At 50.0% G+C, this 26445-nt stretch carries 18 protein-coding genes and 1 rRNA gene; 7 read left to right on the forward strand and 12 right to left on the reverse strand.

Annotation, left to right across the window (positions count from 1 at the left end; translation table 11 throughout):
* Positions 1-5: 5 nt before the first annotated feature.
* From rrf to SBL51_RS15955, 5 genes are all read left to right on the forward strand, one after another.
* Positions 6-121 (forward strand): 5S ribosomal RNA (gene rrf / locus SBL51_RS15935).
* A 963-nt stretch (positions 122-1084) separates the two neighbouring features.
* Positions 1085-2080: a phytanoyl-CoA dioxygenase family protein gene (locus tag SBL51_RS15940; protein WP_317932080.1), complete on the forward strand. Its 996-nt coding sequence runs from the start codon at positions 1085-1087 to the stop codon at positions 2078-2080.
* A gap of 62 nt (positions 2081-2142) precedes the next feature.
* Positions 2143-2898 (forward strand): class I SAM-dependent methyltransferase, encoded by a 756-nt coding sequence (locus SBL51_RS15945; RefSeq protein ID WP_317932081.1) that lies wholly within the window; start codon positions 2143-2145, stop codon positions 2896-2898.
* Positions 2899-2930: 32 nt separating this feature from the next.
* Positions 2931-3896, forward strand: coding sequence for a glycosyltransferase family 2 protein (locus SBL51_RS15950; RefSeq protein ID WP_317932082.1), 966 nt, complete (start codon positions 2931-2933; stop codon positions 3894-3896).
* A gap of 5 nt (positions 3897-3901) precedes the next feature.
* Positions 3902-4879: a glycosyltransferase gene (locus SBL51_RS15955; protein ID WP_317932083.1), complete on the forward strand. Its 978-nt coding sequence runs from the start codon at positions 3902-3904 to the stop codon at positions 4877-4879.
* A 56-nt stretch (positions 4880-4935) separates the two neighbouring features.
* Here the strand turns inward: SBL51_RS15955 and SBL51_RS15960 are convergent, their stop codons facing one another.
* The 6 genes from SBL51_RS15960 to SBL51_RS15985 form a co-directional block, all read right to left on the reverse strand.
* Positions 4936-5727, reverse strand: coding sequence for a 2OG-Fe(II) oxygenase (locus tag SBL51_RS15960; RefSeq protein WP_317932084.1), 792 nt, complete (start codon positions 5725-5727; stop codon positions 4936-4938).
* Between the two features lie 627 nt (positions 5728-6354).
* The gene (locus tag SBL51_RS15965; protein ID WP_317932085.1) at positions 6355-7107 is read right to left on the reverse strand and encodes a 2OG-Fe(II) oxygenase; all 753 of its coding nucleotides are present in this window, start codon (positions 7105-7107) and stop codon (positions 6355-6357) included.
* 90 nt (positions 7108-7197) lie between these two features.
* The gene (locus SBL51_RS15970; RefSeq protein WP_317932086.1) at positions 7198-8913 is read right to left on the reverse strand and encodes a hypothetical protein; all 1716 of its coding nucleotides are present in this window, start codon (positions 8911-8913) and stop codon (positions 7198-7200) included.
* Between the two features lie 8 nt (positions 8914-8921).
* Positions 8922-10241, reverse strand: coding sequence for an NAD(P)/FAD-dependent oxidoreductase (locus SBL51_RS15975; protein WP_317932087.1), 1320 nt, complete (start codon positions 10239-10241; stop codon positions 8922-8924).
* The gene (locus SBL51_RS15980) at positions 10222-11283 is read right to left on the reverse strand and encodes a lysylphosphatidylglycerol synthase transmembrane domain-containing protein (RefSeq protein WP_317932334.1); all 1062 of its coding nucleotides are present in this window, start codon (positions 11281-11283) and stop codon (positions 10222-10224) included. Before SBL51_RS15980 ends, SBL51_RS15975 begins: the two co-directional genes overlap by 20 nt.
* Positions 11228-12184, reverse strand: a complete 957-nt coding sequence (locus SBL51_RS15985) for a glycosyltransferase family 2 protein (RefSeq protein ID WP_317932088.1) — start codon at positions 12182-12184, stop codon at positions 11228-11230. The genes SBL51_RS15980 and SBL51_RS15985 overlap by 56 nt, the downstream gene beginning before the upstream one ends.
* A 366-nt stretch (positions 12185-12550) precedes the next feature.
* Here SBL51_RS15985 and SBL51_RS15990 point away from each other — a divergent pair, with 366 nt between their 5' ends.
* Both SBL51_RS15990 and SBL51_RS15995 read left to right on the forward strand, forming a co-directional pair.
* Positions 12551-14476, forward strand: coding sequence for a sulfatase (locus SBL51_RS15990; RefSeq protein WP_317932089.1), 1926 nt, complete (start codon positions 12551-12553; stop codon positions 14474-14476).
* Between the two features lie 23 nt (positions 14477-14499).
* A complete protein-coding gene (locus SBL51_RS15995) occupies positions 14500-15789 on the forward strand; it encodes a hypothetical protein (protein ID WP_317932091.1) in 1290 nt (429 codons plus the stop codon).
* A 1-nt stretch (position 15790) separates the two neighbouring features.
* Here the strand turns inward: SBL51_RS15995 and SBL51_RS16000 are convergent, their stop codons facing one another.
* From SBL51_RS16000 to imuA, 6 genes are all read right to left on the reverse strand, one after another.
* Positions 15791-17305 (reverse strand): MBOAT family O-acyltransferase, encoded by a 1515-nt coding sequence (locus tag SBL51_RS16000; RefSeq protein ID WP_317932093.1) that lies wholly within the window; start codon positions 17303-17305, stop codon positions 15791-15793.
* A gap of 17 nt (positions 17306-17322) precedes the next feature.
* The gene (locus SBL51_RS16005; RefSeq protein WP_317932095.1) at positions 17323-19980 is read right to left on the reverse strand and encodes a DUF2339 domain-containing protein; all 2658 of its coding nucleotides are present in this window, start codon (positions 19978-19980) and stop codon (positions 17323-17325) included.
* Between the two features lie 138 nt (positions 19981-20118).
* Positions 20119-23208: an error-prone DNA polymerase gene (locus SBL51_RS16010; protein ID WP_317932096.1), complete on the reverse strand. Its 3090-nt coding sequence runs from the start codon at positions 23206-23208 to the stop codon at positions 20119-20121.
* Between the two features lie 7 nt (positions 23209-23215).
* The gene (locus SBL51_RS16015) at positions 23216-23554 is read right to left on the reverse strand and encodes a hypothetical protein (protein ID WP_317932097.1); all 339 of its coding nucleotides are present in this window, start codon (positions 23552-23554) and stop codon (positions 23216-23218) included.
* A 332-nt stretch (positions 23555-23886) separates the two neighbouring features.
* Positions 23887-25581 (reverse strand): DNA polymerase Y family protein, encoded by a 1695-nt coding sequence (locus SBL51_RS16020; protein ID WP_317932098.1) that lies wholly within the window; start codon positions 25579-25581, stop codon positions 23887-23889.
* On the reverse strand, positions 25581-26441 hold the full coding sequence (gene imuA / locus SBL51_RS16025; protein WP_317932099.1) for a translesion DNA synthesis-associated protein ImuA: 861 nt from the start codon (positions 26439-26441) through the stop codon (positions 25581-25583). The genes SBL51_RS16020 and imuA overlap by 1 nt, the downstream gene beginning before the upstream one ends.
* Positions 26442-26445: the final 4 nt, after the last annotated feature.

The raw sequence follows: 26445 nt of genomic DNA on the forward strand, positions 1-26445 counted from the left end.
AATTGCTTGACGACCATAGAGCGTTGGAACCACCTGACCCCATCCCGAACTCAGTAGTGAAACGACGCATCGCCGATGGTAGTGTGGGGTCTCCCCATGTGAGAGTAGGACATCGTCAAGCTTCTATACTAAAACCCCGAATCAGTGATGGTTCGGGGTTTTTCTGTTATGGGGCATCTCATTTTATTAATGTGGGGCAGCTCCCTCAGCAATGCGTATAGCTCGTGTCGTGGCGGGCTAGCCGAGCGGTGCTCGTCTCTAGATGCCTGCTGTCCAGTGAGTTCAATGGATTAGGGGACTTGGAATGCGCAAGAGGAGGTTGTGTGCTCCGAAAACAGAGAGTTTCTAAAGGGGGGGATTGTTCTTGTTCCTTGAGAACTAGCCATTGGGTAACCGAGTTGATAGTTGCAAATCAGCTAAATCAGGCTTGCCCCATAGGTGTTCCCTTGCTAGACAGCTTGTCTTGATAAAAAGATCGGCATTGTGTCTATCTTTCTGTGCATTTAAGGGGACGTAAATTAGTTCCACATGAACGGAGGTCTTTGAATCCTATCTCATTGTTTAATATAAAAAATACATTGAGGTCGAACAATGCAACCTCCTACATAAAGAATGGAAACCATTATTGCTGAGTTAGTTAAGTCCCTGCGATGGACCTGAGTTTGCGAGTTTAATAAAGCGCTGTCAGGCCTAGAGCAGTAAGAATCATAATGATATGAACTGTAATTAGCTTTGTTTTATCGTATTGTGTTTCTCTTCTGGCGTTATTCGAAGTTCGCTTTAAAGGTTTTATCAGTTAGACAAAAGTACGGGAAATGTGGATTAAAGCTACGTATGCCACTAGCCAGTGCTATAAATTTATTTGTTTGTTCAGCGATCGATGACTTGAAAAGTTAATTAACTGAACCGCATAAACTAAAGAAAAATGTACGGTACATAACCGACTGGCCTAATCAACTCCCCGTAAAGGTATCGTAAGAAACCTGTTCTTATAGAGATCAATAGCCTAGGATAACGGTGGTGCTGCTTTCTATAGTTAGGTGCGGCGATAATAAAAATCCAAAATGTTTTATGGAATGCCGCCATGTCGGGACAAGAGTATCCGAATAACCTACAACAAATGGATATTTCCAATCATTTGTTGAAAAATGCAAATCTCTTGAAGCAACGTATGAAGATGGATGGCTACCTCTACTTTAGCCAGATTTTGCCAGTCGAAGAGCTATTTGCACTGAGGGCAAAGATTACCAGTGTTCTGGCCGATTGCGATTGGATCTCCGGCGGTAAAGACAAGATGGAAGCCCGCTCGATATGCATGCCTGCACGAGAGGGCGAAGAAGAATATTTCCGTGTGCATGATCAATTAGTGAAGGTTGAAGAGCTATATCGCCTCGCACAAAACCCTAAGTTATTAGAGGTTATGAAGTTGGTGTTAGGGGATGGTGCATTTCCGCACCCGCTATCTATTATCAGATTGGTCTTTCCGAATAATCCAGAAATTACCACGCCACCCCATCAAGATTTCCGTAATAATCAAGGTACTGATCAATTGACGGCTGCCTGGATTCCTCTATCTGACTGCCCGATATCGATGGGGCCTATTGCTGTTCTAAAAGGTTCACATAATATGGGGGTTTTACCCTTAGAGTTTCATTTAGGACCTGGTAATCGAAGAGCAACGATTACCAATGAGGTTGCGAAGCTCACGTGGGTGTCGACAGATTTTAAATTAGGCGATGTATTGCTATTTCCAGCACTTACTGTGCACAGCGCATTAGAAAATAGAGACCCAGAAAGAATGCGCTTGTCTGTCGACTTTCGCTATCAATTAGAGGGCGAAGCGTTGGTTGAACAGTCTCTAAATCCACATTTTCAACGAGTCAGTTGGTCGGATATTTATAAAACATGGAAGAACAGCGATCTACAGTACTATTGGCAAACGTTAAAATTTAGGATGGTTGAATGGGATCAAACATTACAAGATCTACCAGATGACCATCTGCCTGAAGCAGTCAGGTTATCCCGAAAGTACAATGTGGAAAGACTAAGTCGTTTTCAAAAGAAAGCAGATACCAATTAGGTCGGTATTTTACAAGAAGGATGACCGAAAACATCCAGCTAGATATAAGAAGAGTACACTTGATGCCGATTTATCTACCCCCCTCATTACGTTATTTTGATAAAAATTTTAAAATCATCAGCTCTTGGATGGATCATGTCCCTTTTGGGTATGACTTAATTGAAGCGATAAAACCTAACCTGTTAGTAGAGCTGGGTACCCATGCTGGATTGTCTTTTTTTACTTTTTGCCAGTCCGTTGTTGATCACGATTTGGATTGTGTTTGCTACGCAGTAGACACATGGGAAGGTGAAGAGCATTCAGGAAAATATGAAAATGAAGTTTATGACTCGGTAGCTAATTACTGCCGAGAGAACTTTTCGGGGTGTTCGTATTTGTTAAGAATGCTGTTTGAACAGGCGTTAGGCCACTTCCAAGACAACTCAATAGATATAGTACACATAGATGGCCTGCATACCTATGATGCGGTGTCCGAAGACTTTAAAAATTGGTATCCAAAATTAAAACCTGGTGGAATCATGTTGTTTCACGATACAGCAGTTCGTAGAGATGATTTTGGCGTATGGCGTTTTTGGAACGAATTAGAAGCCAATGAAGGGGTAGAGACTTTTCAGTTTTATCATGGATATGGACTGGGCGTATTACGAAAACCCTTTCCGGAGAATAGCAATCTATTGCAAAAGGATTCTATGCTCCTGAGTTACATGTTTAGCGATGATACTAAAGATAAATCTGATTTGCGCGCATTTTACGTACATGCAGCTAGGCATAACGTGGTTAAGCACCGGCAGCCAAAAGTGCTAAAGCAAACTATTTAATTGGTGCAATTTAAAAATATAAGGAATGAATTTTGATAAAAAGATTGTTGCGGAAAAAATATAATCGAGACTCGAGAAAACCCCTTCTTTCTCTGGTGGTCATTATCTATAAAATGCCGGAGCAAGCTAAGAAAACACTTTTTTCATTGAGTGCTGAATATCAGCGGGACGTAGATCCAAATGAATATGAAGTTTTAGTTATGGAGAATGCGTCGGATAAACCGATGGGAAAGGAATATGTGTCAAATTTGAAAGGGAATTTCCGTTATTTTTACCGAGATGAAAAAATGCCTACGCCTGTACCGGCGATCAATGAAGGTGCTGCAAAAGCAGTGGGGGACCACATTGCCATAATTGTTGATGGGGCGAGAATGGCATCACCCGGTGTTGTGAAGCATATGATTATGGCAACGAGAGTTGCCCGCTACACGGCTGTTGCTGTGCCGGGCTACCATATTGGTGAAAAGGTTCAGCAAGAAGCAATTTACTCCGGTTATGGTTATGAAACTGAAAAAGCCCTGTTGGATGGCATTAACTGGCCGGAGGATGGATATAAATTATTTAACATAGCTTGCACTAGTGCCACGAGTCGACCAGGTTTTTTTCAGCCGATTGGTGAAAGTAATTGTATTAGCGTACCAACAGAGATATGGAATAAATTAGGTGGCTTCGAACCTAGATTTACAGAAACCGGTGGCGGTCAGGTAAATTTAGACTTTTATAAGCGGGTATGTGACTTAGATGAGGTCGAATTAGTGATGTTGGCTGGTGAGGGTACTTTTCACCAATTTCACGGTGGAGTTACGACGGGTACTATGGGTGACGAACGTGAAAAGATCATGCAAGCACATTTTGATCAATATAAATCAATAAGAGGTGAATACTATAACCCACCAACTAAACGGCCAATGCTATTTGGGACATTCAAAAATGAATCTCTGAGATTTGTGGATCATTCGATTAATGTGGCTAGGGCTGCATATCAATTGAATTGGTAATCTCAATGACGGGAACGCCAAAACTGTCGATTATTGTTATAGGCTATAAAATGCCAATGCAGCTGGAGCAAACGCTATATACTCTATCAGCACAATATCAGCGTGGTGTGTCAGTAGACGATTACGAAGTCGTTGTTGTAGAAAATGACTCCACAAATATGACATCAGAAGGCTATGTTCATCAGCTCGGTAAGAACATTCATTATTATTCCCGAAAAGAGCGAAGTCATTCTCCAGTGCCAGCTATTAACTTTGCTTTTGAGCAATGTCGTGGAAAGCTTATCGGTCTAATGATTGATGGTGCTCATATGGTCACTCCTCGCGTTGTTCAATATGCTTTAACAGCAAATAGAGCGTTTGAAAAGCCAATAGTTGTTGTGCCTGGGTATCACGTCGGTGGCCGCAGGCAATCAACTGACCCCTCTTATAATGAAACTGTAGAACAGGAAGTTCTTGCCGGCTTGCAGTGGCGAGAAAATGGTTATGAACTTTTTGATGTTGCTGAATTTAGCCCAGGTAATGAGCACAGCTATTTACATCCTATTATGGAGTGCAATTGTCTGTTCGCGCCCTATAAACTTTTCAAAGAGATCGGCTTTTGCGATACGCGCTTTATGCTAAAAGGTGGCGGCTCTGTTAACTTACATTTGTATAGACAGTTAGCGACCAAAAGCGGAACGACCATTGTGGTGCTTCCCGGTGAGGGGTCATTTCATCAGTTTCATGGTGGAGTTAGCACATCTTCATACGAACAGAAACAGCAGGAATTATCTGAGCATAGAAAACAGCTGCATGAAATATGGGGCGGGTCATTTCATTCAGTGAGTAGGGAGCCAGTGTTGCTTGGCGCAGTTACTCACTGGGCGCAGAGGTTTTTAGAACTATCTTCACATAAGGCACAGAAGCGATATAGGCGGCTTGCTAGTTTAGGACGTCAGGAGTGGGAAGACGACGACGCCCTTACAAAAACTGATGCTAGTTAAGCTGGTCTGATTATAAACATTTTCTATGAAAGCGTTAGCGCAAATGTTCAATATATTTAGATTACTGGATCTTTCCAGTCGGTGTAGCTTTGTGGAGATTTTTTACTATCGTCTCTACCATTTGAGTAATAGTACAGAGCAATCGATTTACGACTTCTATCAACTGGGCAAGTAAGTGGTTGTGGATGGCCATGAAACGAAGTTGGATTAGTGTTAAAGATAACGCACACGCCCGCTGTTGGTAACACCCGTTCAACGCACTCCGTCATCTCTTCATTCCATAATTCTAAATGACCACCAAACTCTTCTGGCCAATCTTTATTTAAATAAACGATAACGTTAATGCGTCTATCTAGCCCGTAGAGTGGATGTTTTTGAAAATCTGCATGGACTTTAAGCAGCCCATTTGTATGGGTTTCGTGCAGGCCGCCGCCATAGGTGAGGGGGTCAGAGATAAGGCGGGGTATACCGGTCAATCTTTGTAAAAACTGGATAAAGGGCCGAGAATTTAACTCCCAGATTAATTGTCGGGTGATTGGTCCCATCTGTAGAAAATCAGCACTATCCTTCTTTTTTAGTGAAGCATAGCTACCATTATCTAATGTGGCCTCGCGCTCATGCCATTTTATCTGGTCTGAGGCGCTGGGAAATTCAGCTAAAATCTTATCTATTGCTGCCGGTTTAATTAATTCAGAGATTATTAAATGAGGGAAAGGGGGTTGTTGCTCGTAAACTTCTCGTCGGTTACTAGCGAGTGGCATTAAGTACTCGAAATTTAGTAACCAGCCATTACTAAAATAGCAATCTTCGTTTTTTGTGCCAGCGTTAGGTTGTTTAATACCGAACATGATTGATCTCTGATAATTTAAATAGCAATACCGTCTGTATGTTGATAGTAGTGTACAACATACACCATGGTGGGACTGAATGCCGAGCTAATACCTGACTTAATCTTCGTATAATTCCTTGCGTTATTCGGAAGTAAAATGCAATCTCCGGCAGCTAGCTTAACCGTTTGATTGTTATAGAAAACAGTGCATGATGAAAGCGCGACAATAGTGGTCAGAGCTCGGCGTAAGCCATTGCCGGGGTGGGTAATGGCGTCCAGTGGCAAACAGAGCGTGCGTAGGAACGGTAACGGGTATAAACCCGCGTGTAAAGAGTATGCGTCTGGTAGCAGCTGGGATAAGCCTGAGGCATATTCGATATTCGTGATTACCGAGCCAGAGTTGAGCTCATAGAATAATAATCGTATGGCCTGATTAAATTGACCTGGCGAGTGAGACCGTAACTGTCTTAAGTCGCGGCATAGTTTACTACTGACGATTTTAGGCAGAAAACTATACTGTGTTGAGGTGCTCGAGTGGGAGATTTCCTCGATACACGATGTTAATTGCAAGTAGTCTATAAGCCCACAATTGAACAAATAGCTATTTTCTGTTGGGTTGCTGTTGCGCTTACTCATTAAGTACAACCTACTCTAGATCCGGCTTGATATGATCAGGTAGTTTTTGCCAGTCTGTTGCATTTGTTGCTGAGACAGGCTTATCGTCGCGGCCGTTGGTATAGTAATACAAGGCAATAGATTTTCTCGATTGCCCTGCTGGGCAATTTACCGGGTCTGGATGACCATGAAAAGAATCAGCGTCAGTATTAAATACAAGGCATCGACCTAGAGTGGGTTTGATCCTTCGGGCACATCGACTCATATCTCTTTCCCAAAGTTCAATATGCCCCCCGTAGTCTGCTTGCCAATCTTCATTAAGGTATAAAAGCACATTTATTCGACGGTCCAGCTTATAAACCCTGTGTTGAGTAAAATCGGCGTGTACACCAAGAATCCCACCTGGCAATGTTTGGTGAAGGCCACCCCCTTGAAGCAGTGGGTCTGCTATAAGCCCTTTAATTCCGGTGAGCTTTTCCAAGAATTTTAAAAAACTGCTGGAATTCATTTCCCACAACAGTTGCCGTATCAATGGATGAATTTCCCGCTCGTGTGGCAAACCCAGTTTGTTATACTGAACGTCGGTATCGTCGAGTTTTGCGTGAATCTTCCTCCAGTTTAAGCTCTGCTGTGCGCTGGGGTAGTGTTGTAATATGTTGGATAGGTGATCTTCCGCAATAAAATTTTCAAAAAGTATATGTGGAAATGGCAAAGCAGTTTGATAATCACTCGAGAAGCGGTCCGCTTTTGCCATTAATTCAGATTCTTCAAAATAGGTGAACATACCACCTCCTGATTTTATTTAATGCTCACACACGCTTATCGAATGTAAATTGATGTCAATCAAATAAAGCATTTGGTAAATTAAGGGTGTTTACGTAAATGGTACGTAATTAAAAATATGTATGGCCAACGGACTATTGATGTTGGTTATTTTACACCCGAGAATTTCATAGGATTCATTTTCGTAAAGTAACGAATTGCATTGAGGCAAGATAGAGTTTGAGGACCTTAGCAAATTAGAAAAGAACTTATTTCTTACAAATGCGAATTCAATTGGCGTATCTAGGGCTGCACGAAATGCTCTTTTTTCATTCTGACCATCTTTTATAAAATGTTCAAAGCCGGACTGGTAAAAGCCAAGTTTTAATCCCTGTGCAACGTCTTTATTCATCGCCAAGTAATAATTTTCATCGAATACTAAGTGAGACTTTAGCACCAGATAGCAGTCGCGAAAATTAAGTGCATCAGGCAAAACGTACTCGATTAACCGTGGTGTGTCCCAGCCGCAGCCAACTAATGGTAAAGCTGTATTTGAGTTTCGGATAAATTGTGCAGTTAAATTTGCGTCACGTGAGAAACTGTTTGCAAGTGATGAAAGAAAGCGTTGTTGAGCGTGGTTGGGAGACCAGATAGATAGGCTTAATAGTGCCGATATTACTATAAGCGGTAACGCTTTAACTCTTGTATCTCGAAGGATAAACATAGTCCCAACAAATAAGAAAAACACACCAAAAAACAGATACCGAGTAATACCAATGTAGCCGTTGGCTATGAAAATATTCCAGGTTAGATGGGCAAAGCCTGCGGCCATGAGTGCCAGGCCGGAGTTGTGCTGTTTTGATCGAAAACTAAGCACTAATGTTGCACACCCGATTATTACAAAAGTGATAAATAACACTAGTAGGGCATATGGATGTATGGAATAAGTACGAAAATGGTCACTAATATAACCTAAGTTTACCGAGGCGTTTTCCAGGATATAGTCAAACTTATTAACGGCGTCTGTAAACGGGCCGAGGCCCGATCCGTAATAATTAAAAAAGATTTTAGATTTGTTTTGGTGGGCTAATAGCTCGCTTACCGATAAATGACCAAACACCATCTGGGTATACAGTTTCCAAACAGTTAATACGGCCAGGAATGTCAATAAGAATGGCAGGAGCGGCGCGGCTCTAATAGATTTTTTAGGCTGCGACGAAAGTACATCCAGTAAGAAGAAGCACAAAAAACCTGATATGGGAACCAAGGCTAGAGTTTTAGTTAGTACAGCTAGTCCGGCGCAAAGCCCGGCTGCAGCGCCTTTTGTTCGGCTATTTAAGCGATCACTATAAAGCAACACTACTGAGAGTGTAATGAATAATACTACCGAAATTTCGCCCATAATTGTGCGCCATAGGCTTGGTTCGTACCAAAATGCGAATAATAAAATGGATAAGGTAAAAACTATTGTGGGCTCCGCATCGTTATTCTTGTGAACCAGCTGGAGTAAAATACCAAGTAAGGCAAGGTTCAAAACCAAAGTGGCTATGGCCGGTATCCATGTTTGTGGGCCTAAGAAATAAATTGCCAGGGCAGAAGGTAATAAAGCTGGTAGTCCGGTGGAAAGACGAGGGTTTAACGGCTCTATAGTGTGATAGCTCGTGGCGATACCTATTCCATTGGCAATGTTTTTGGCAACGGAAGCATTAAAAGCTTCATCATAAAGTAAATGTGGATCGTCAATCGCCAAAGATACGTTATATAAACAAAACAGCGCGAACAGCACTATTGATATCAGATGCCAACGGTTCGGTATTGATAAAGACACAACCATCTTTAATTTTGTGATCCGATAAAATGAGCTATTTTTGCGCCTTCTCTTATAGCATAGTTGGTGCCTCGGTCCTCTGGGTATATTTGTGCCATTGAGGCTAGATAGACATTGTTAACGGGTGTGCGGTGATCAGGAATTAATGTGCTGTAATTTTTCTCGACGATCGGTTGTGAATGTTCGGCCTTGTATAGGTGGGTTGCTAAAACCCAACTGCTGTCGAAATCAGGGAACATTGCTTTAATATGAGGTATGGCATACTCAAACATTTGCCCTTTATCCATCTTATAAAGAGGGTCGTCTGTCGGTAGATATTTTGATAGATAAACAATATGTCGATTAGCGTAGTTCTCTTTTGGTTCGAAGTTGGTATGTTCAATGATGCCAACGAAAGGAAAGTTTGGGTCACTGATATTTAGCCAATAAGTTTTAGATAGGCTTCTGTTCAGTTCCAATGTCAGGCAAACATTGCCGAGATATTTAATACGACGTAGACGGGCAAGGTATTCACTGGTGACATGCGGTTCTATTATTTGAGCAAATATAGGCAATGGGGTGGTGCAAAGTACCGTATCCACTTCGAACGACTGTGTCGGTGATTGAACGGCAGTAGCACGATTACCATAAACAGTCAGGCCGTGTATTGGCGTATTAAGGTGAATTTTACCTCCATTCTCTTCGACTTTTTGGCGGATGGCCTCCGCCAGTGCTGAAAAGCCACCTCGATAGTAAGCTAAAATCTCCTTGCCGGAACTATCTCGGCTACCACCACGCAGAACCAATTTATTCCAAAACCAAACGGCTGAAACATCTTCGGAAAACTTACCAAATTTCCCAATTAATAACGGTTGCCACACTTTTTCCAATACTTCGTTACCCGCCATCTTACGGATCCAATCGTAGGCAGAGATATTCTCCAGCGACTGCCAGTTACGGACTGTTTTGGCAATTAATACCAACAATCCCATACGCAACCGAGCGTAAAGAGAAATTGGTGTGTATTTGAGTAGGTCCAGGGGGCTGCTCAAACGAAATATTTTATTAGCGTAGTAGGAACCGGTTTCTGTGGGGCGATAAAGTATATTGCCCTCTTTACCCAGTTCACGAATTAGATCTGTAACGTAAGCGTCGTTGGTAAACCAGTGGTGATAAAATTTCTCAAGCTGTTCTCCTCCCACCGTAAAAGAGCCAGCCAATCCGCCAAGCTGATCATCGGCCTCGAAAACCTGAACCTTGTATCCGAGCTCGGAAAGTTTGAGCGCGGCAGTTAATCCAGTGAATCCGCCACCAATTATGGCGATTGATTTATTTGGCATTGAATTCATTTTTATGAACCGAACCTTTTAGCCTGTTGAATCGACCGAAACCGTGTGTCAGCCAAAGTAAAATACTGCCTATTAAAGTGATTGGGGCCCAAACCACTAAATGGATTAACAAAGCTGCTAATGTAGCTTGTGATACCTCCAAGCCTATGAGAGTAAGAGTTCTTGCAGCGAAAAAATCAAAAGTACCAGCATAGCCGGGACTGCTTGGTATTAGAGTGGATAATGTGCTTATCGCCATGGTCATCCATCCAGCTCCAATGGCAGGCTCAATACCTAGGCTAAGTAATACGCAGCTAAAAGCCAACCCCTCCAGAATCCAGGCAATAATTGTAGAAATGATTAAGCTGGCACTATTGCCTTTCTGATTAATTTCCACTAAGCCGGATATTACAGTTTCAATTGGTCTGATTGGTATTAAAAGGCGGGGCCTGTCACTTATTAAATGATGTGCTAATTTGAGTGGTGTTTGTAGGACTTTTGGAAAAACCAAAATCAATAAGATTGCGAAGGTTGCCACTGAAATCGGCAAGATTACAAACGTTTTCACATATTCATGCAGAGTTTCTGCCGGGAAGATTAGCAATGCGACTAACAGAGCCAGTAAGAGTGCTAACAAATCGTAAACTCGTTCGACTAAAAGCGTGCTAGCTATGTGCGCTCTGTCAATTTGAAGCCGGTCGCGGTATGCGGCAACTCTAACAATGTCGCCTGCACGCAGTGGCAGCACGTTGTTAAGAGCAAAGCCGCCCCAAAATGGTGTAATACACTGTTTGAGGGTTAGTGCTGAATTGAAGCAACGCAGCATAATCAACCAGCGAAAAGTCCGCACGCAGAAATCTGCTAAAAGTAGCAATACTGCGACGCCAACCCATATGACATTGGTTTGTTTGAGAGTGCTGAGGACGGATTTTATTTCAATTTGTCGGAATACGAGCCAGAGAAAAACCGTTGTAACGATCAGCCCTAAAAGTGTCCTGAGCTTGATATTAAAACCCCTTTTTGTCGCGAATGAGGTAGATAGGTCGATTTTTCGTGGCCTGATAAATTCGTCCTATATATTCCCCAATCAGGCCGAGGAACAACATTTGTACACCACCCATAAACAGGATGGTGACCGCTAGAAATGTCCAGCCGCTCACCCAATTGTCGGTGAGCAACCTTAATGTAATGGCGTAAAAGATACCCACTAATGCCAATGCCGAAGCGGTAAGTCCCATCCAGGTTGCCAATCGTAGTGGTTTGTTGGAAAAAGAGAGTATGCCGTCAGTGGCAAACCGGAGCATTTTGATAAGCGGGTATTTACTGGCACCGGCAAACCGTTCTTGGCGTTGGTAGGTTACCGCACACTGATTGAAGCCAACCCAACTGATCATGCCTCGTAGAAAGCGGTCTCGCTCTGGCATCAGGTGAATGGCATTCACCACTTGGCGGTCCATCAACCGAAAGTCGCCGGTATTCAGTGGAATTGGGGTATCCGAAAGCTGATTTAAGATGCGATAGAAATATTTGGCGGTAAGCAATTTAAGTGGGGATTCACCCAGGCGCTGCGTTCTTACACCATAGGCAACATCATAGCCCCTTTGCCAATGTTCTATCATGGTCAAAATAACCTCTGGGGGATCTTGGAGGTCCGCATCAATAAGTACAATCAAATCCCCTGCGGCAAAATCGAGCCCGGCGCTGACCGCATTTTGATGACCGAAATTACGGCTCAGATGAATACACTTACACTCTGGTTGTTGGGCACAGATGTTATTAAGCAGAACTTCCGTGGCGTCACTGCTGCCATCATTAATGTAAAGTATTTCAAACCGGAATGGTCGCCGTGAGAGCGTGGTGAGTAATTGAGTGTTTGTCTCCGAGATTACCTCCTGCTCGTTAAAGCAGGGCACAACTACACTAAGCAGTTTTCCTTCTATCGGCCTTATAAAATTTCCGTTCATAGCGATGTCCATGTTACTGCATAAAGCCTTTAGAAGCGTATCTAGTTCCCGGTGGGGAGATTACCTATCAAAAAAGAGGTTGTGGTAAGGCGCGCGGTGGTTGCTGGTTGTGGGTATTGGATTAGTAGCCCCACTGGCGCTGATCTGTTCAGTTATATTTGTTATACGGAAACGAGATTCCGGGCCCAGAATTTAGCAAAAGTTGGATTTTGCGTAAACAAGAGTAATACCATGCTCGATTCATGATCGATATACTAGCGAAGTTTGCCATAGAGCAATGGCGACTGTTTACCACTAATTGGTGCTCAGCCGGCGGAAGAATACGAAAAATAATGAAAAGGCCTAGCTAGCACAGGAGCTTTGGGTTTGAGGAGATATGGTTGGCCATGGGGGCTGTTGCTAACGGCTGTTCTGCTGCAGGCGGGGTGTGGTCCAAAGCAGAGTACACCTACGGGAAGTGACGAGGCCAGGCCCAATGTCCTGTTGCTCTACCTCGACGACTTTGGTTTTAACGATATGGGTGCGAATGGTGGGCCGGGGCCACTGCCCACCACCAATTTGGACAAATTTGCCCATCAGAGTGTTCGCTTCACCCGCCACTATACCGAGAGTACCTGTTCCCCCTCCAGAGCGGCGCTGCTTACCGGTCGCTACCCAGCGAGAGCCGGCTATACGCCAGATGGCCCGGGTTTATCACAACAGGTACAGACTCTGCCAAGGGAGTTAAAGCGGCTGGGCTACACCACCCACCATGTCGGTAAATGGCATCTTGGGCACGCATCCCTGCAGGCCTGGCCGGATGCCGTTGGTTTTGACACCTGGTTTGGCTTTCTCAGCCAGTGGTTGCTCACAGAGCCAGAGCAATACCCTTATCGCGAGACTATGTTCTCGCAACCGACGTACCAGAATCCGTGGTTAAACGATAACTCCCACAAAGCTGAACATTACACCGGCCATTTGTCGGAGATCATTACCGAGCACACTATCGGGTTGATTGAACAGCACGCCGGCGACGATCAGCCATGGTTTATCAATCACTGGTTTTATCAGCCGCACACCCCAATTCAACCAGCCCCAATTTATGCCGCGAAATACCCCAATACGCCGGAGGGGCGTTATTTGGCTGTACTTGAACAGCTGGATAGCAACGTCGGCAAAATTCTCTCCACTCTGGAGGCCTCTGGCCAAAGTCACAACACCCTGGTCATCATTGCCAGTGATAACGGTGGTACGAACAAACAACGGGATAACAATTGGCCCTTTTATGGCCACAAGGCTCAGTACTTCGAGGGGGGTATCCGAACGCCGTTGATGATTCGTTGGCCTGATGGCCGCTGGGCCGGCCAGGTTGTGGAGGATACGGTAACGGTGATGGACCTGATGCCGACTATCCTGCATGCAGCGCATGGTGTGGCTCGTGAGCCAATAGATGGCCTGGATCTTACCAGCCGTTTGGCGACAGGCCGCGCGTTGCCAGCGCGAACCTTAATGTGGGAGCACCGCATTCAGGAACGGTATATCTTTAGTGTGCTTAGCGCTGAAGGTCACTGGCGGGTAGTCACCCCGCTACTGGGTGGCCCGCCGCGCAACGACAATCTGCCGGAGACCACCGGTGTGGTACTTAACGATCTAATCAAAGAGCCCAGGGGCGAAACGGATGTAACAGCGCAGGCGCCGCAGGAGGTTGTTGCGTTAATGGCGCAGTATCAGCAGTGGTTTACCACTGTTCACCAACTGAATTTGTATTTCCAGGAGGGCGATGGTCGTGGCGTTGGTGTTATGAGTGGCGATGATCTGCAACGTACTCCTGGCAATGGTGCTATCACCTATGCATTTGCTGTACAGGGAAAAAGCCAGGGGGACGTTGGTACCATTATGTCACTCATAGAGCAGGCGGGTGTTTGGCGGGTTGATTACCACCCACAAGATCAGCGGTTAAGTATCCACTTGCAGGAGAATGGTTTTGAGGTTCCCTTTTCGTTAAACGATCAGTGCCAGTCGATCGTTCTGGCCGGGGTTATGGATCGGCGGTTCAATAATTGGCGCAGCTCAGAGAGCCGCATTTCGCTGAATGTCTACATCAATGGGGCATTGGCTGGAAATTTCTCCAAGCCCGGTTACCTGGCCACCGGTGAAGCAGTGGCGGAGCCCACCGTTATTGGTGGTTATGGCAGCGGCGAACGGGAGTTCAACGGCTTTATTGGCCCGGTGCATGTTTACAATGCCCCCGCCAGTAACAGTAACTACCTTAAGCCCATGCAGCTGCATCGGGAACTGTGTCAGACGCCATGATGAACACCCAGCCAGCAATCGCCATGGTTAAGTGCCGCCCTGCAGCCAGCAGAATCCTGCTGTGGAGCGTGATCTTACTCGCCTCGATCGGGATCCTGAATATCGCGGTTGATCCCTATTATCTGTTCGCCAGCCCCAATATCCGCGGGATAAATAAGTACAAGCCCGCTTTTTTCTTTCAATTGGGTATGACCAAGCCCTACCAATTTGTGCGTAGCAACGCCTCTGCGGTGATCATTGGCTCTTCACGGGCCGGCAGTGGTTTTAATCCGAGTTATGGCGTGCTGAGTAATCAGGGCGTCTATAACCTGGCGGTGCCCGGTGCCCGGATACGTCAAATTGATCAAAGTCTGCGCTCGGCGGTAGCATCGGGCGGTGTAAAGCGCGCTATCATCTGTTTGGATCTGTTTGGCTTTAACAGTCATGGTGATCTGCCGCCAATCTTTGCCGATGCCTTGCAAAATCGTTTTACCCAAAACCAACATCCCCTACTCGATGGCAAATTTCTGCACCAGGCGGTAATGGATTACTCCGGTTCGCTGTTTGCTTATAAAGCGATCTACGACAGTGTCGATACCCTCCATCGCCAGCCACTCTTCGAACAAAATAAGAATTCCTATTTTCAATTACACGACGATGGTCACTGGAGCATCCACTTTGCAGAGGATCGTAATGTATTGCAGGCCTTTCGCAATGCGGAAAACTCCTACCTCAACGGCAATTGGTTTCCCCAAAGCGATCACACTTTCTCTTTTGAAACCTACAGTGGCTTAAATCCTTTTGATGTTTTTGCCAAGATGCTAGATTTTGCCTATAGCAACAATGTTGAAGTGACCCTGGTATTGATGCCGGTACATGCACGCATGTTGGAAACGATGGACCAGGCCGGGCTTTGGCCGTATCTGGAGGAGTGGAAAAAACGCTTGGTAATGATAAATACCCGGCAAGCGCAGCTGGCGACCACTGAGCCCTATGCGTTATGGGACTTTTTGGCTTATTCACGTTTAACCATGGAGGCTATTGGCGACAAGACAACAAGCGAGGAGGTTGTTTGGATGTACGACTCTTCCCATACCAGCTATCGCACCGGTAACCGCATTGCGGAAATTATCATGGGGGCAGAGCCAAGGTTGGATGGTAAAAAGCTGGAAGTCACTAATGTCACTCGCTGGTTGGTATTTCAGCAGCAACAGCAACAGCAATATCGCTCGCAACATCAGGAGCAGTTTGCAGAAATCGGCAAACGCGTAGCGCGCCATCGGAACAAAAATAGTTGGCAGGTTGAGCCATTAACTTATTCCATTGAGCAGTAGCCTAAAACTGGAAATAGATAAATTCGCTAATGCCAAACATACCGATTATTGATAAGGCCAAGGCAGCCGCACAGAGGAACTCCCAGGCGCTGTGTTTGCTTGAGCTGGTTGGTTCAATTCGCTCAAACTGATCCAGTATCTGCATGCTGTTGGGGGCCAGTAAAATAAACGCCTGCGTAACCAGAATTAAACAAAGAACTACACACCAACTCGCTAAGTGTTCATTAAACAGCAGAAATAGAAATGGAGCGAAGCTTTGAGTCTGAATGGCTTGGTTAAGTGAGTGTGAAATACCCAGCTCCCCCCGGCCAAACAGTGCCATAACCACTGTGTTTGCATCGCTTAAACTCCCCGCCCGAAAATAGACCCAGGCCACCATAACCGCCAGCGTTGTTACCACTATGCCCAACCCGGTAAAGAGCCGGCTATTAAACAAATGGGCAAACGGTACGCGTCTGGCGGCTACGTGAAATAGATGATTGATTACCAAAAAGCCGCCGTGCAGCGCGCCCCAAACAACAAATGTCCAGGCGGCACCGTGCCAAAGACCACCCAGCAACATGGTCATCAGTAAGTTGGCGTGGCGACGTAGCTTGCCTTTGCGATTGCCGCCCAAGGTTATATAGAGGTAGTCTCGGAGAAAGCGCGACAAGGTCATATGCCAGCGTCGCCAAAACACTATAATCGACTGTGCTTTGTAGGGTGAATCAAAGTTAATTGGCAAGCGAATACCAAACATATAGGCCAAGCCAATGGCCATGTCTGAGTAGCCGGAGAAGTCAAAATAGATTTGAAAATGGTAAGAGATGGCTCCTATCCAGGCATCGCCAATAAGCAGTGAATTGGCATCGACTTGGTTGAAAAGCTGATTGGCGTAGACGGCAAAATTGTCTGCAAGCAGTACCTTCTTGCCAAGGCCGATACAGAAAAGGGCTGTGCCCAGGCCTAGATATTTGCGCCATTGGCCGGTGGCTGGCAAAGCGGCAAACTGTGGCATCATCTCCTTGTGATGGACAATAGGGCCGGCAATGAGCTGAGGAAAAAAGCTGACAAACAAAACGTAGTTAAGAAAATTTCGCTCAATCACCACGCCGCGATAGCTGTCCACTAAATAGGCAACCTGCTGAAAGGTAAAAAATGAGATCGCCAGTGGCAAGACAATGTTTTGTAAGGGTAGTGGAATAGTTATTAATGTGTTCAGATTGGCAATAAAGAAGTTGGTGTATTTGAAATAGGCGAGCAGGGCCAAATTGGCGGTTACACCCAATATCAATAACAGTTTGCTGTGGCGTGATGTCTGTAGATTGGTCAACCGTTGGCCGAGGAGGTAATTGAAAACTATCGAGCCTAACAGGATGGGTAGATTGCTCGGATTCCAGTAGCTGTAAAAAACAAAAGAGCCCACCACCAAAATTGCAATAGCCCAGCGTACCGAGAGATAACGTCTCGCCAGATAAAAGCAAGCCAATGTAGCGGGCAGAAACAGCAACAGAAAAATAAAAGAGTTAAACAGCATTAGCTTAAAAATCTACCTTACAAATGAGTGCTGGCAGTCTTATCGTGAGCGGTCAAAAATCGATGGCCGTAGGCCAGTACCAACAAGCTCAATCCCATCCCCATGAAGCTGGCAACCCGCAGCAGGCCTTTCAGGTCGCTCATATCAATTAGGAAGAGTTTAACAATCACCAACAGCAGCAGGCCCAGGGCAATGGGGTACCAGAAGCGCAGCTTCTGTCTGATGCCAACCACCATGCCGACAATGGCCATGATCATCCAGGCGAGTGAATAACTGTATACCTCGGGGTCGCCAGTAGGGCGATTATGATGCACATTGCTGCCAAAACTGAAGCGCAGCTCCAGAGACACAAACAGCACACTGGCCACCATGGCGGCCAGGGCCAGCCAGGCGGTGTTACCCCGCTCTTGGTAGCTTTGCCACAGCAGTGCCAGTGCCGGCAGGCCGTAACAGAGCAGCAGGGTATTAAACAGTATTACTCCCTCCACTTGGCTGTGGGAGTTGAGCAGCGGGTTTAAGAAGAAGAGCACAAACAGCGCGTAGTTGACGATGGCCATTACCCGCAGCAGGTTGCCGGCGAAGCGGTAGAGCAGCGCCAGGTGGTCGGCAAAACGGGCGCGGTAGCTATAACTCTGGCCCAGCAGGCCCCAGGTTAGTGTCTGCAGGCCGGCTTCGGCCAGAGTGTAGTCGCCTTCGAAGACCTCGCCCTGGTTCATCCAGTAGCGCACCTGCAACAGTACAAACAGGGTAAACAGGTGTAGTGCCGCGGCCTCCAGCCAAAGGTTGAATTTGCGCGGGCTGGCGTCGATGCGGCCGGCCAGGTAGCAGAGGCCGGCGCAGAGGGCGTAGGTGCCAATCAACCACTGATCCTGCTCGGGGTAGGTGAAGATGAACGGGTTGGCACTTAGGCGTATCACCACCACCGCCACCAGCGCTTTGATAATCCACCCCAATTGGTTGGCGTCAAAGCGCTTGCGCAGGTAGCTGAGCGAGAGCACTTGCACGGCCAACAGCAGAGTGAGTGTGGTGCGCTCAAAGATAAAGAGCACCGCCAGTGAGTAGCCCAGGTGAGCGGCGATGGTCAGTGCCAGCACGGCCTGTGTCGAACGGTGGTGGTTGGCCAGCCAGATAGCCCAACCCAGATAGAGGCAGGCAATCGCTGTTGCCGCCAGCGCCCAGGAGAGGTTGCTGGTTAACGCGGGCAGCAGAAAATAGCCGGGCACCAGGGTGAACAGTGGTGTGAGGGCGGCCAGTGAAGACCAGTGGCCAAGGCTAAAGCCCCGGCGCAAGTTAAACAGGGCCGCGCCCGAGAAGAGCGCCACAATGGCGGTCAGCAGGATGGCGAACTGATGCTGCTGTTCCAGGTTGAGCGGCCGCCAATTAGTGGGGAGGGTTGGCGTCCAGTGAGCCAGCAGCAGGGCAATGATGGTTGCCACCAGCGAACCCCAGGCGAGCGGCGTAAAGAGTGGCTTGCTACTGGCCAGGTAGAGGATAAAGGTTGGCAGGAGCAGGGTTTGCAGCAGATTGTAGTGGCCGGTGGCAATGGTGGCCAGCTGCACCGCCTGTAGAAGTAGCAGGGCAATCAACACCGCGAAGTTGCGTGGGTAGAAGTGACCGGCTTTGGCACTCTGCCAAAAGGCGCGCCAGCCGGTGATGGCCGGCTCGGGCGAGGCCTGCTGCAGCAGCCAGTCAAACCGGGGGGCGGCAAACAGTGCGTAGGCGAAAACAGCCACATAGAGGGTTAACGCCAGGCTGATCAACTCGTAGTTGCTGTGCATGCGGCTATAGGCCACCAGCCACCAGAAGCCGGTAAAACCGATAATCCCCAGCCATAGCCAGGTGCGGTAGACGTAGCGCAGCAACAGCAGGGCGCCCAGGTTGATGGCGGTAACGTACATCAAGGCACCGGCCACATTACCGCTGCCGGTATCCACCAAAATCGGTACGCAGTAGGCACCCAACAGGCCGATGGCGGCGAGTATGGGGCCGTGTACCAGGGCCAGGGCGGTGGTGGCCAGGGCGATGCTCACCAACCCCAAAAAGGCCCAGCCGGGGGTAATCAGGTGGTAGAGGTTAAGGGCCGCCAGCACTGCGCCAAACAGGGTAATACTGCCGGCGCCGGCGAGGGCGGCCAGGGCATCGTGGTGGCCGCGCTTGAGGCGTAGGTAGTGCGCGCCGCCGTGCAGCGCCAGGCCGGTGAGCAGGCTCATGACAATGCGCGCTGTCGGCCCAAGAAAACCGCGCTCGATACTGTATTTGGCGAGGAATATGCCCGCCAATGAGAGCATCAATCCGCCCAGCCAGATCATCCACTGATCCTTGGCGCGCGACAGCAGAATATCCAGGGGGCTTGGTGTGCTGGGGCGGGTGGTTGTGGTTGGCCGGGCGGTGGTTGTCTGGGCTGGTTTTGGCTGGTTGGCGGCCGGCGCAGGTGTGCTGGGCGGTGCAACCGGATGCGTTGCAGCGGGTGGCGACATTATGGGTTGTGGGGCTGCTGGCGTTGGGCTGGCTTGGTTAAGCGCCGATAACTGCTGGTGCAGAAAAGTTAACTCGCGCTGCAACTGCGCCTGCTGCTGTTGTACTTTGCTCACTTGCGCAAAGGCGATAAGGCCAAGCACCGAGCCCACCACCATCATCAGCAATAGCATCCCCAGCAGCACAATCAATCCTTCCAATGCTCACCCCAATATTGTTGTTATTCTCCTGCGAGCGCCAAGGTTAGCTGAGACGGGGGGTTAAGCAAAGGCCTCTGCGGTTTCAGCCGCCGGGAAATGGTGGCCCATCACACTCGGCAAATAATCTGGGTATAGCGCTTAGTGAAAATCGCGCGACTTCAAATTGAACTCGGCCAGTTCGTCACTGGCGTCTTGCAAGTGGCCGGCAATCACATGAATAACATTGCTGTCGGTCTCTACCGTACCTTTGATAATCAATAATTTGCTGGCCAATAAAATCGAGCGAAAGCGCTCCTGGATAGCGGTCCACACCACAATATTCATATTGCCGGTTTCGTCCTCCAGGGTTAAAAAGAGCACCCCCTTGGCGGTGCCGGGGCGCTGCCGGCCAGTGACCAAACCGGCCACGCGCACAAAGCCGCCGTTGTGTATCTGCGCCAACTGCGTCGCCTGCTTGCAGCGGTTAAAGGGGTAGCGGCTGCGCAAAATCGCCAGTGGGTGGCGGCGCAAACTTAGGCCGGTGTGCTGGTAGTCCTGAAAGACGTCGTCGGTTTCGCTGGGTGGTGCCAGCGCCCCCGGTGGTAGCGAGTTGTCGAGGACCGGCACGGTGGCGGCATCGTCCAGCAGCGGCCGTTTGGCTTCAACACCAGAGGCGAGCCAATGGGCCTGGTGACGGTGGCCGGCGATGGTGTGCAAGGCATCGGCGGCGGCCAGCAAATTCAGCTCGGTGCGGCTTAAGCTGGCAGCGTGGGCCAGGGCTTTTAACTGCCGGTGCCGGCCGCGGGCGGCGATAATTTTTGCCGCCACCTCGTGTGCCAGCCCTTTAATGCAACAGAGGCCCAAGCGGATGGCGCCCGGGTGATGGTCCGTGGGGAAGTGCTCCAGTGTGTGTTCCCAGCCGCTGGCTAAAATATCCACCGGTAGAATGGTGACGCCATGGCGTTTGGCATCCTGCACCAGTTGCGCCGGCGAATAGAAACCCATGGGTTGGCTATTTAACAGGGCGGTGTAAAACGCCGCCGGGTGGTGGCGCTTCAGCCAGGAGCTTAAATAGCAGAGGATGGCAAAGCTGGCGGAGTGAGATTCGGGAAAGCCGTAACCGCCAAAGCCTTTTAACTGTTCAAACATGCGCTCGGCAAATTCCAACTCATAGCCGCGCGCCAGCATGCCGTTGATCAGTTTATCTTTAAAACCCAATAAATTGCCGTTGCGCCCCCAGGCGGCCATGGCCCGGCGCAGTTGGTCGGCTTCACCGCCGCTAAAACCGGCGGCCACCATGGCGATACGAATCGCCTGCTCCTGAAAAATCGGTACCCCCAGGGTGGGCGCTAACACATGTTGAATGGCCTCGCTGGGGTAGCTGACCGGCTCTTCGCCGTTACGCCGGCGCAAATAGGGGTGGACCATATCGCCTTGAATGGGGCCGGGGCGGACGATGGCAATTTCAATCACCAGGTCGTAAAAGTTTTTGGGTTTTAAGCGCGGCAACATCGCCATCTGCGCGCGGGACTCCACCTGAAACACGCCAACACTGTCGGCCCGGCTTAACATGGCGTAGGTGGCTGGGTCCTCTTTCGGGATATCTTGTAACGTTTTAATGGTCGGGTGGTAACTGTGCACCAGCTCCAGCCCCCGGCGCAGTGCCGAAAGCATACCCAGGGCCAACACATCCACCTTTAATAAGCCCAGCGCTTCGATATCGTTTTTATCCCACTGAATGACCGTGCGCCCGGCCATGGTGGCATTTTCGATGGGCACCAGCTCGCTGATTTTACCTTCGCTAATAACAAAGCCACCCACGTGCTGGGAGAGGTGGCGGGGGAAGCCGATAATGGTGTGCACCAGCTGATAAAAGTGTTGCAAGAGTTGATCGCTGATATCAAAGCCGTACTCGGCGAAACGGGTTTTAAGCTCGCGCGAGCGCTCCCACCAAGCAATATTTTTACTGAGGTGGTCGAGCAGGCCGCTATCAAAACCCAGCGCCTTGCCCACCTCGCGCACGGCACTGCGGGCGCGATAGGTAATGACCGTGGCGGTTAACGCGGCGCGCTCGCGGCCATATTTTTCATAAATGTATTGAATAACCTCTTCGCGTCGCTGGTGTTCAAAATCGACGTCGATATCCGGGGGTTCATCCCGCTCTTTGGAGATAAACCGTTCAAATAAAACGTTGATTAAATCGGGGGAGACTTCGGTAATACCCAAGCAGTAACAGACCACCGAGTTGGCCGCCGAGCCGCGCCCTTGGCAGAGGATGTTATTGCGTTTGGCGAAGGCGACAATGTCGTTCACCGTTAAAAAATAGTACTCGTAATTGAGCTCCTCAATCAGGGCCAGCTCGTGTTCGATTATGGCCCGAACTTTTTGGCTGGCGCCCTCTGGCCAGCGTATGCGAATACCCTGTTCGGTGAGTTGCCGTAAATAGTGGATTGGGGTTGTGCCCTTCGGTACCAGTTCGCGAGGGTATTGGTAGCGCAGCTCATCCAGGCTGAAGCTAAAGAGCTTGGCGAAGTCTTCGGCGTTGTCGATCAGCGCTTGCGGATAGCGCCGATAAAATTCCGGCAGCGGTTTTATGTGGCTTTCGGCGTTTATCTGCGCTTGGCTGCCCAGCTGTTGTACGGTGCTGCCCAGCCGGGTGGCGGCGAGAGTATCCTGCAGGCTCTGCCGGCAGCGGTGGTGCATTAATATGCGGTCGCAGGCGAGCAGCGGCGTGGCGATGCTGGCAGCCAGCTGTTGCAGCTCGGCAAAGGCTTTTTGCTCCCCCGGCAGATAACTGTGGCTAACGCCAAGCCACAGCCGGGCCTTAAACATCTGGGCGAGCTTTTTGCCAAGCCAACGATTATTGGCGTGGCGAGGTGTGGCCAGCCAAACGATCAAACATTTTTTCAGGCGAAACTGCAGGTCGTTTAATTCCAGTTGATATTCACCCTTGGGACTGCGGCGTCGGGCAAGGCTAATTAAACCGGAGAGCTCGGCGTAAGCGTCGCGGCTGGGGGCATAGACCAGCAGTTGGCAGTGATTATCCAGGCGAAAATAGCTGCCGATAATCAGGTGAATTTTATCGAGCTTGGCCTGCACGTGGGCTTTAACCACACCGGCTAAAGAGCACTCATCGGTAATGGCAATGGCGTGGTAACCCAACTCCGCCGCCTGATTGACCAGCTCCTCCGGGTGCGAAGCGCCGGTTAAAAAGGAGAAATTAGTGTGGCAGTGGAGGAGACTGGTCATAGTGATTTTATCGGGGTTTGGTATTGTTTAAGGTGTCCGCTGATTTGCTTGTGTTTATAAAAATAGATTCCTGCTCTTTGAGATCGAGGTGGCGAAAGATTTCCGTTGCATAGACGCCGTAAATACCTCCCTGACGGCTTGAATGCAGCATCGGACCACCAAGGATGGTGGAAATGCCGAAAACGCAGGGGCAGTTTTCAGCCCGGCTGCATGCGATCTGCAATGGGTGCCTGCCGCCAAAACCCGCTGATTTTTTTTGCGGGTTTTGCGAGCAAGGAAAAATGACATTTTTTCCTTTCGCTACCGCGAAGCGGCAGGATGCCGCTTCAGGATAAAAACCACTCAAGGTACAAACCGATCTCCCATCAAATGGCTGGACAGTTTGGGCCCGGCCGCGGCACAGGGAAGTGCCGCCAAAACCCGCTGATTTTTTTGCGGGTTTTGCGAGAAAGGAAAAATGACATTTTTTCCTTTCGCCACCGCGAAGCGGCAGGATGCCGCTTCAGGATAAAAACCGATCTCCTTAAAATAACTGCGCGGTTTGGGCTCGGCCGCGGCACAGGGAAGTGCCGCCAAAACCCGCTGATTTTTTTTGCGGGTTTTGCGAGCAAGGAAAAATGACATTTTTTCCTTTCGCTACCGCGAAGCGGCAGGATGCCGCTTCAGGATTAAAGCCCTCTATCCAAATACCCCCTGTAAAAACCACCCTTTGGCCTGGTGATCGTGAAAAATCCACAGTCGCCGGTAGTCATCCTGCTCGGCAATAAAGTAGTCCCGGCATTGAGCCTGGCCGCTGGCATCGGCGGGGCTGGCCAGCCACCAGCGCCCCTGTAATCGCTCCGGCCCCAACAGCAGGGTTAACGGCCCGTGCCAAAACAGCCGGTGGTTGCGCTCGCTGAGCGCTACCGGCGGATCGATCAGCCAGCTGGGCCTGGGGGCCAGCGCGGCCCCGGTATGGCCCGGCTCGGTAGCGGTGAGGTGATAGTGGGCTGGCGCCTCGGCTACCTGCGCTGGTGCGCCGTTACGGGCGTTGGACTGGCTTTGAATCTGGCTTGCCTGCCAATGGTTGAGCTGCTCTGGCCAGTGTTCGGGCAGCTGTTGCAGTTCCAGGGTGCTGTTGTTGCCCAGGCGGTTGTGCAGACGGGTGAGCAGTAGCTGCCAGCGGCGCTGTACCTCGGCCCGGTCGAGGGCGAGTTCCGGGTCGGCGGCGAAGAGGTCGCCGGTTTCATGAGTGAACGGGGAGTGCTGGCTTAAATAGAGTTCCACCGAGTCGACCTCAAAGGCCAGCGCCAAGTGCTCAAAGTGGATCTGCGTTAATTGCTGCAGCAGTTGCCAGTCGCCGTGTACCGGTTGGCAGACGATGGGGATGGCCTGCCGCTGGCCGGTGGCGGAGAGCAGCAGCCACTCAATGGCTTCGCACTGCTGCTGTTCACGCCGTAAAAAGTCGGCCAGTTGCTGCAACAGGGTGCTGACCACCGGCTGTAGCTGCTGCAGATTGGTTACCGGGAAATTCAACTGCACCCGCCGGCGGAATTCGGCCGCCTCCGGCCGGCGCATCAGGGCGTGGTTCTGTTGGCCAAGCAGGGCGTAGAGATAACCAATAAAGGCCTCGCCAAAGCGCCGGCCCAGCTCCACCATCGGCATGGCCAGCACCTCGCCTAAGGTGCTGAGCCCCATCTGCTGCAGTTGGCTGAAGCTGTCATCAAAGCGGTCGAGTTTGTTGAGCTCGATGGCCGCCAACTGGGCAACGTAATCTTGGCTGGAGTATTGACTGTTGATCGACTGGCGGGTGTTGGCCAGCAGCCAGGCGGATTCGGGGCTGAGGCCGAGACCCGGCTGCACAAAGCAATGGCGCCCGGCCAGGCGCGAGAGCAGTTGCTGGCAGAGGTTTTCCAGCCCCTTGAAGAGCTTCAGGCTGCCGGAGATCTCCAGCAGCAGGCCCGCCTGCCGGTTGCGGGGCTGGTTGCTTGAGCCGAGCTCCGGGGCGTTGTGCAGGCTGACGTGGGGGGTGAAGTCGTAGCAGTCGCCGGCCAACTGTTGCAGGGCTACCCATTCGCGGCTGACGTCGCGCGGGTAACAGCGGTAGTGGCGCCGGGGCGCTGGGCTGGCGCTGTTGTCGGCCTGTTCCTCGCTATAAACCTGCAGCAGTGCTTCAGCGGTGACCAGGCTCATCCCCTGGCGTACACCGACTGCCTCGCTGGTATCGTTGCAGAGCAGCACCTGTTTACTGCCCTTGGGGGCGTGGTAAACCAGCAACGGTAGCGAGGGTGTACCGCTTGCTATTAACCCGCAAGCTTCGGCGGCGGGGGTGGTTGCCTCCCGCTTAAAAACATCCAGGGGCAGTAGGGGAAGACGCAGTGCCAGCCAGAGCATCACTCACCCCCTGGCCGCCCTTGCCGTGGTTGACTGGCTTTGGGGCCGGTATTAAAGGCCAGCACCTTGGCCAGTGCCTGTTCACCGGCGCCCTGCTGGGCACTGGCGGCGTTGGCTTCGGTGTGTAGCAGTTCGGCGTGCTCCGGTGCCCACAGGCTGGGTAGCGGCAGGGTGCATACCTGGGGCCGGAACTGCCCCCGTTGCTTTAACAGTTGTACCTGCAGCCCCTGGCCGGAGAGCTGGCTGCGCAGGCGCAGTGGCGCCGGTGACTGCACGCGGCCGGAGCGATCCTGGCGCAGGCAAACGCTTAAGCACTGGCTCTGGCTGGCGGCCAGTTGCAGTTTGCGCAACTCGGCATAGCGCCAGTTAAAGCGCCCCTCCCAGGCCAGCACCGCCAGGCAGCACTGGGCCTGCAGAGTATCGACCAGCGCGGACAACAGGGCCTGGCGCTGACGGGTGCGCACTACCTTGATGGCTTGGTAGTTGATGCCCAGCTGTGCCAGGCCGGGGCCATAGGGCTGCGCTGGTGGGTTGACCAGAACAATCAAGCCGGCCTGGTGGCTGAGCCGGGCCAGGGTAGGGCCAAACAGCTGCCACTCACCGTGGCCGTTGTTGGCCTGGGAAAGATCAATCAGGCTGCCCAGGGGCCAGCCGCCCCCCTGTAAACAGCTGTTCAAACTGCCATAGCCGCTGTCGAGCACCTCGTTCTGGCCGGCCGTAACCGTCCCCCGCCACACATCCTTACGGGCGAGTAGCTGCTCCAGTACCGAGTTGCCGGTAGCGCGCCCGGCCAAGCCTGGGCCGCTGCCATAGAGGCTGGCCTGGCTTTGGGGGGGAGTTGTCCGAGTTTGATAAGTCATACTG

The sequence above is a fragment of the Halioxenophilus sp. WMMB6 genome (assembly GCF_033283405.1).
Classification (GTDB): domain Bacteria; phylum Pseudomonadota; class Gammaproteobacteria; order Pseudomonadales; family Cellvibrionaceae; genus Halioxenophilus.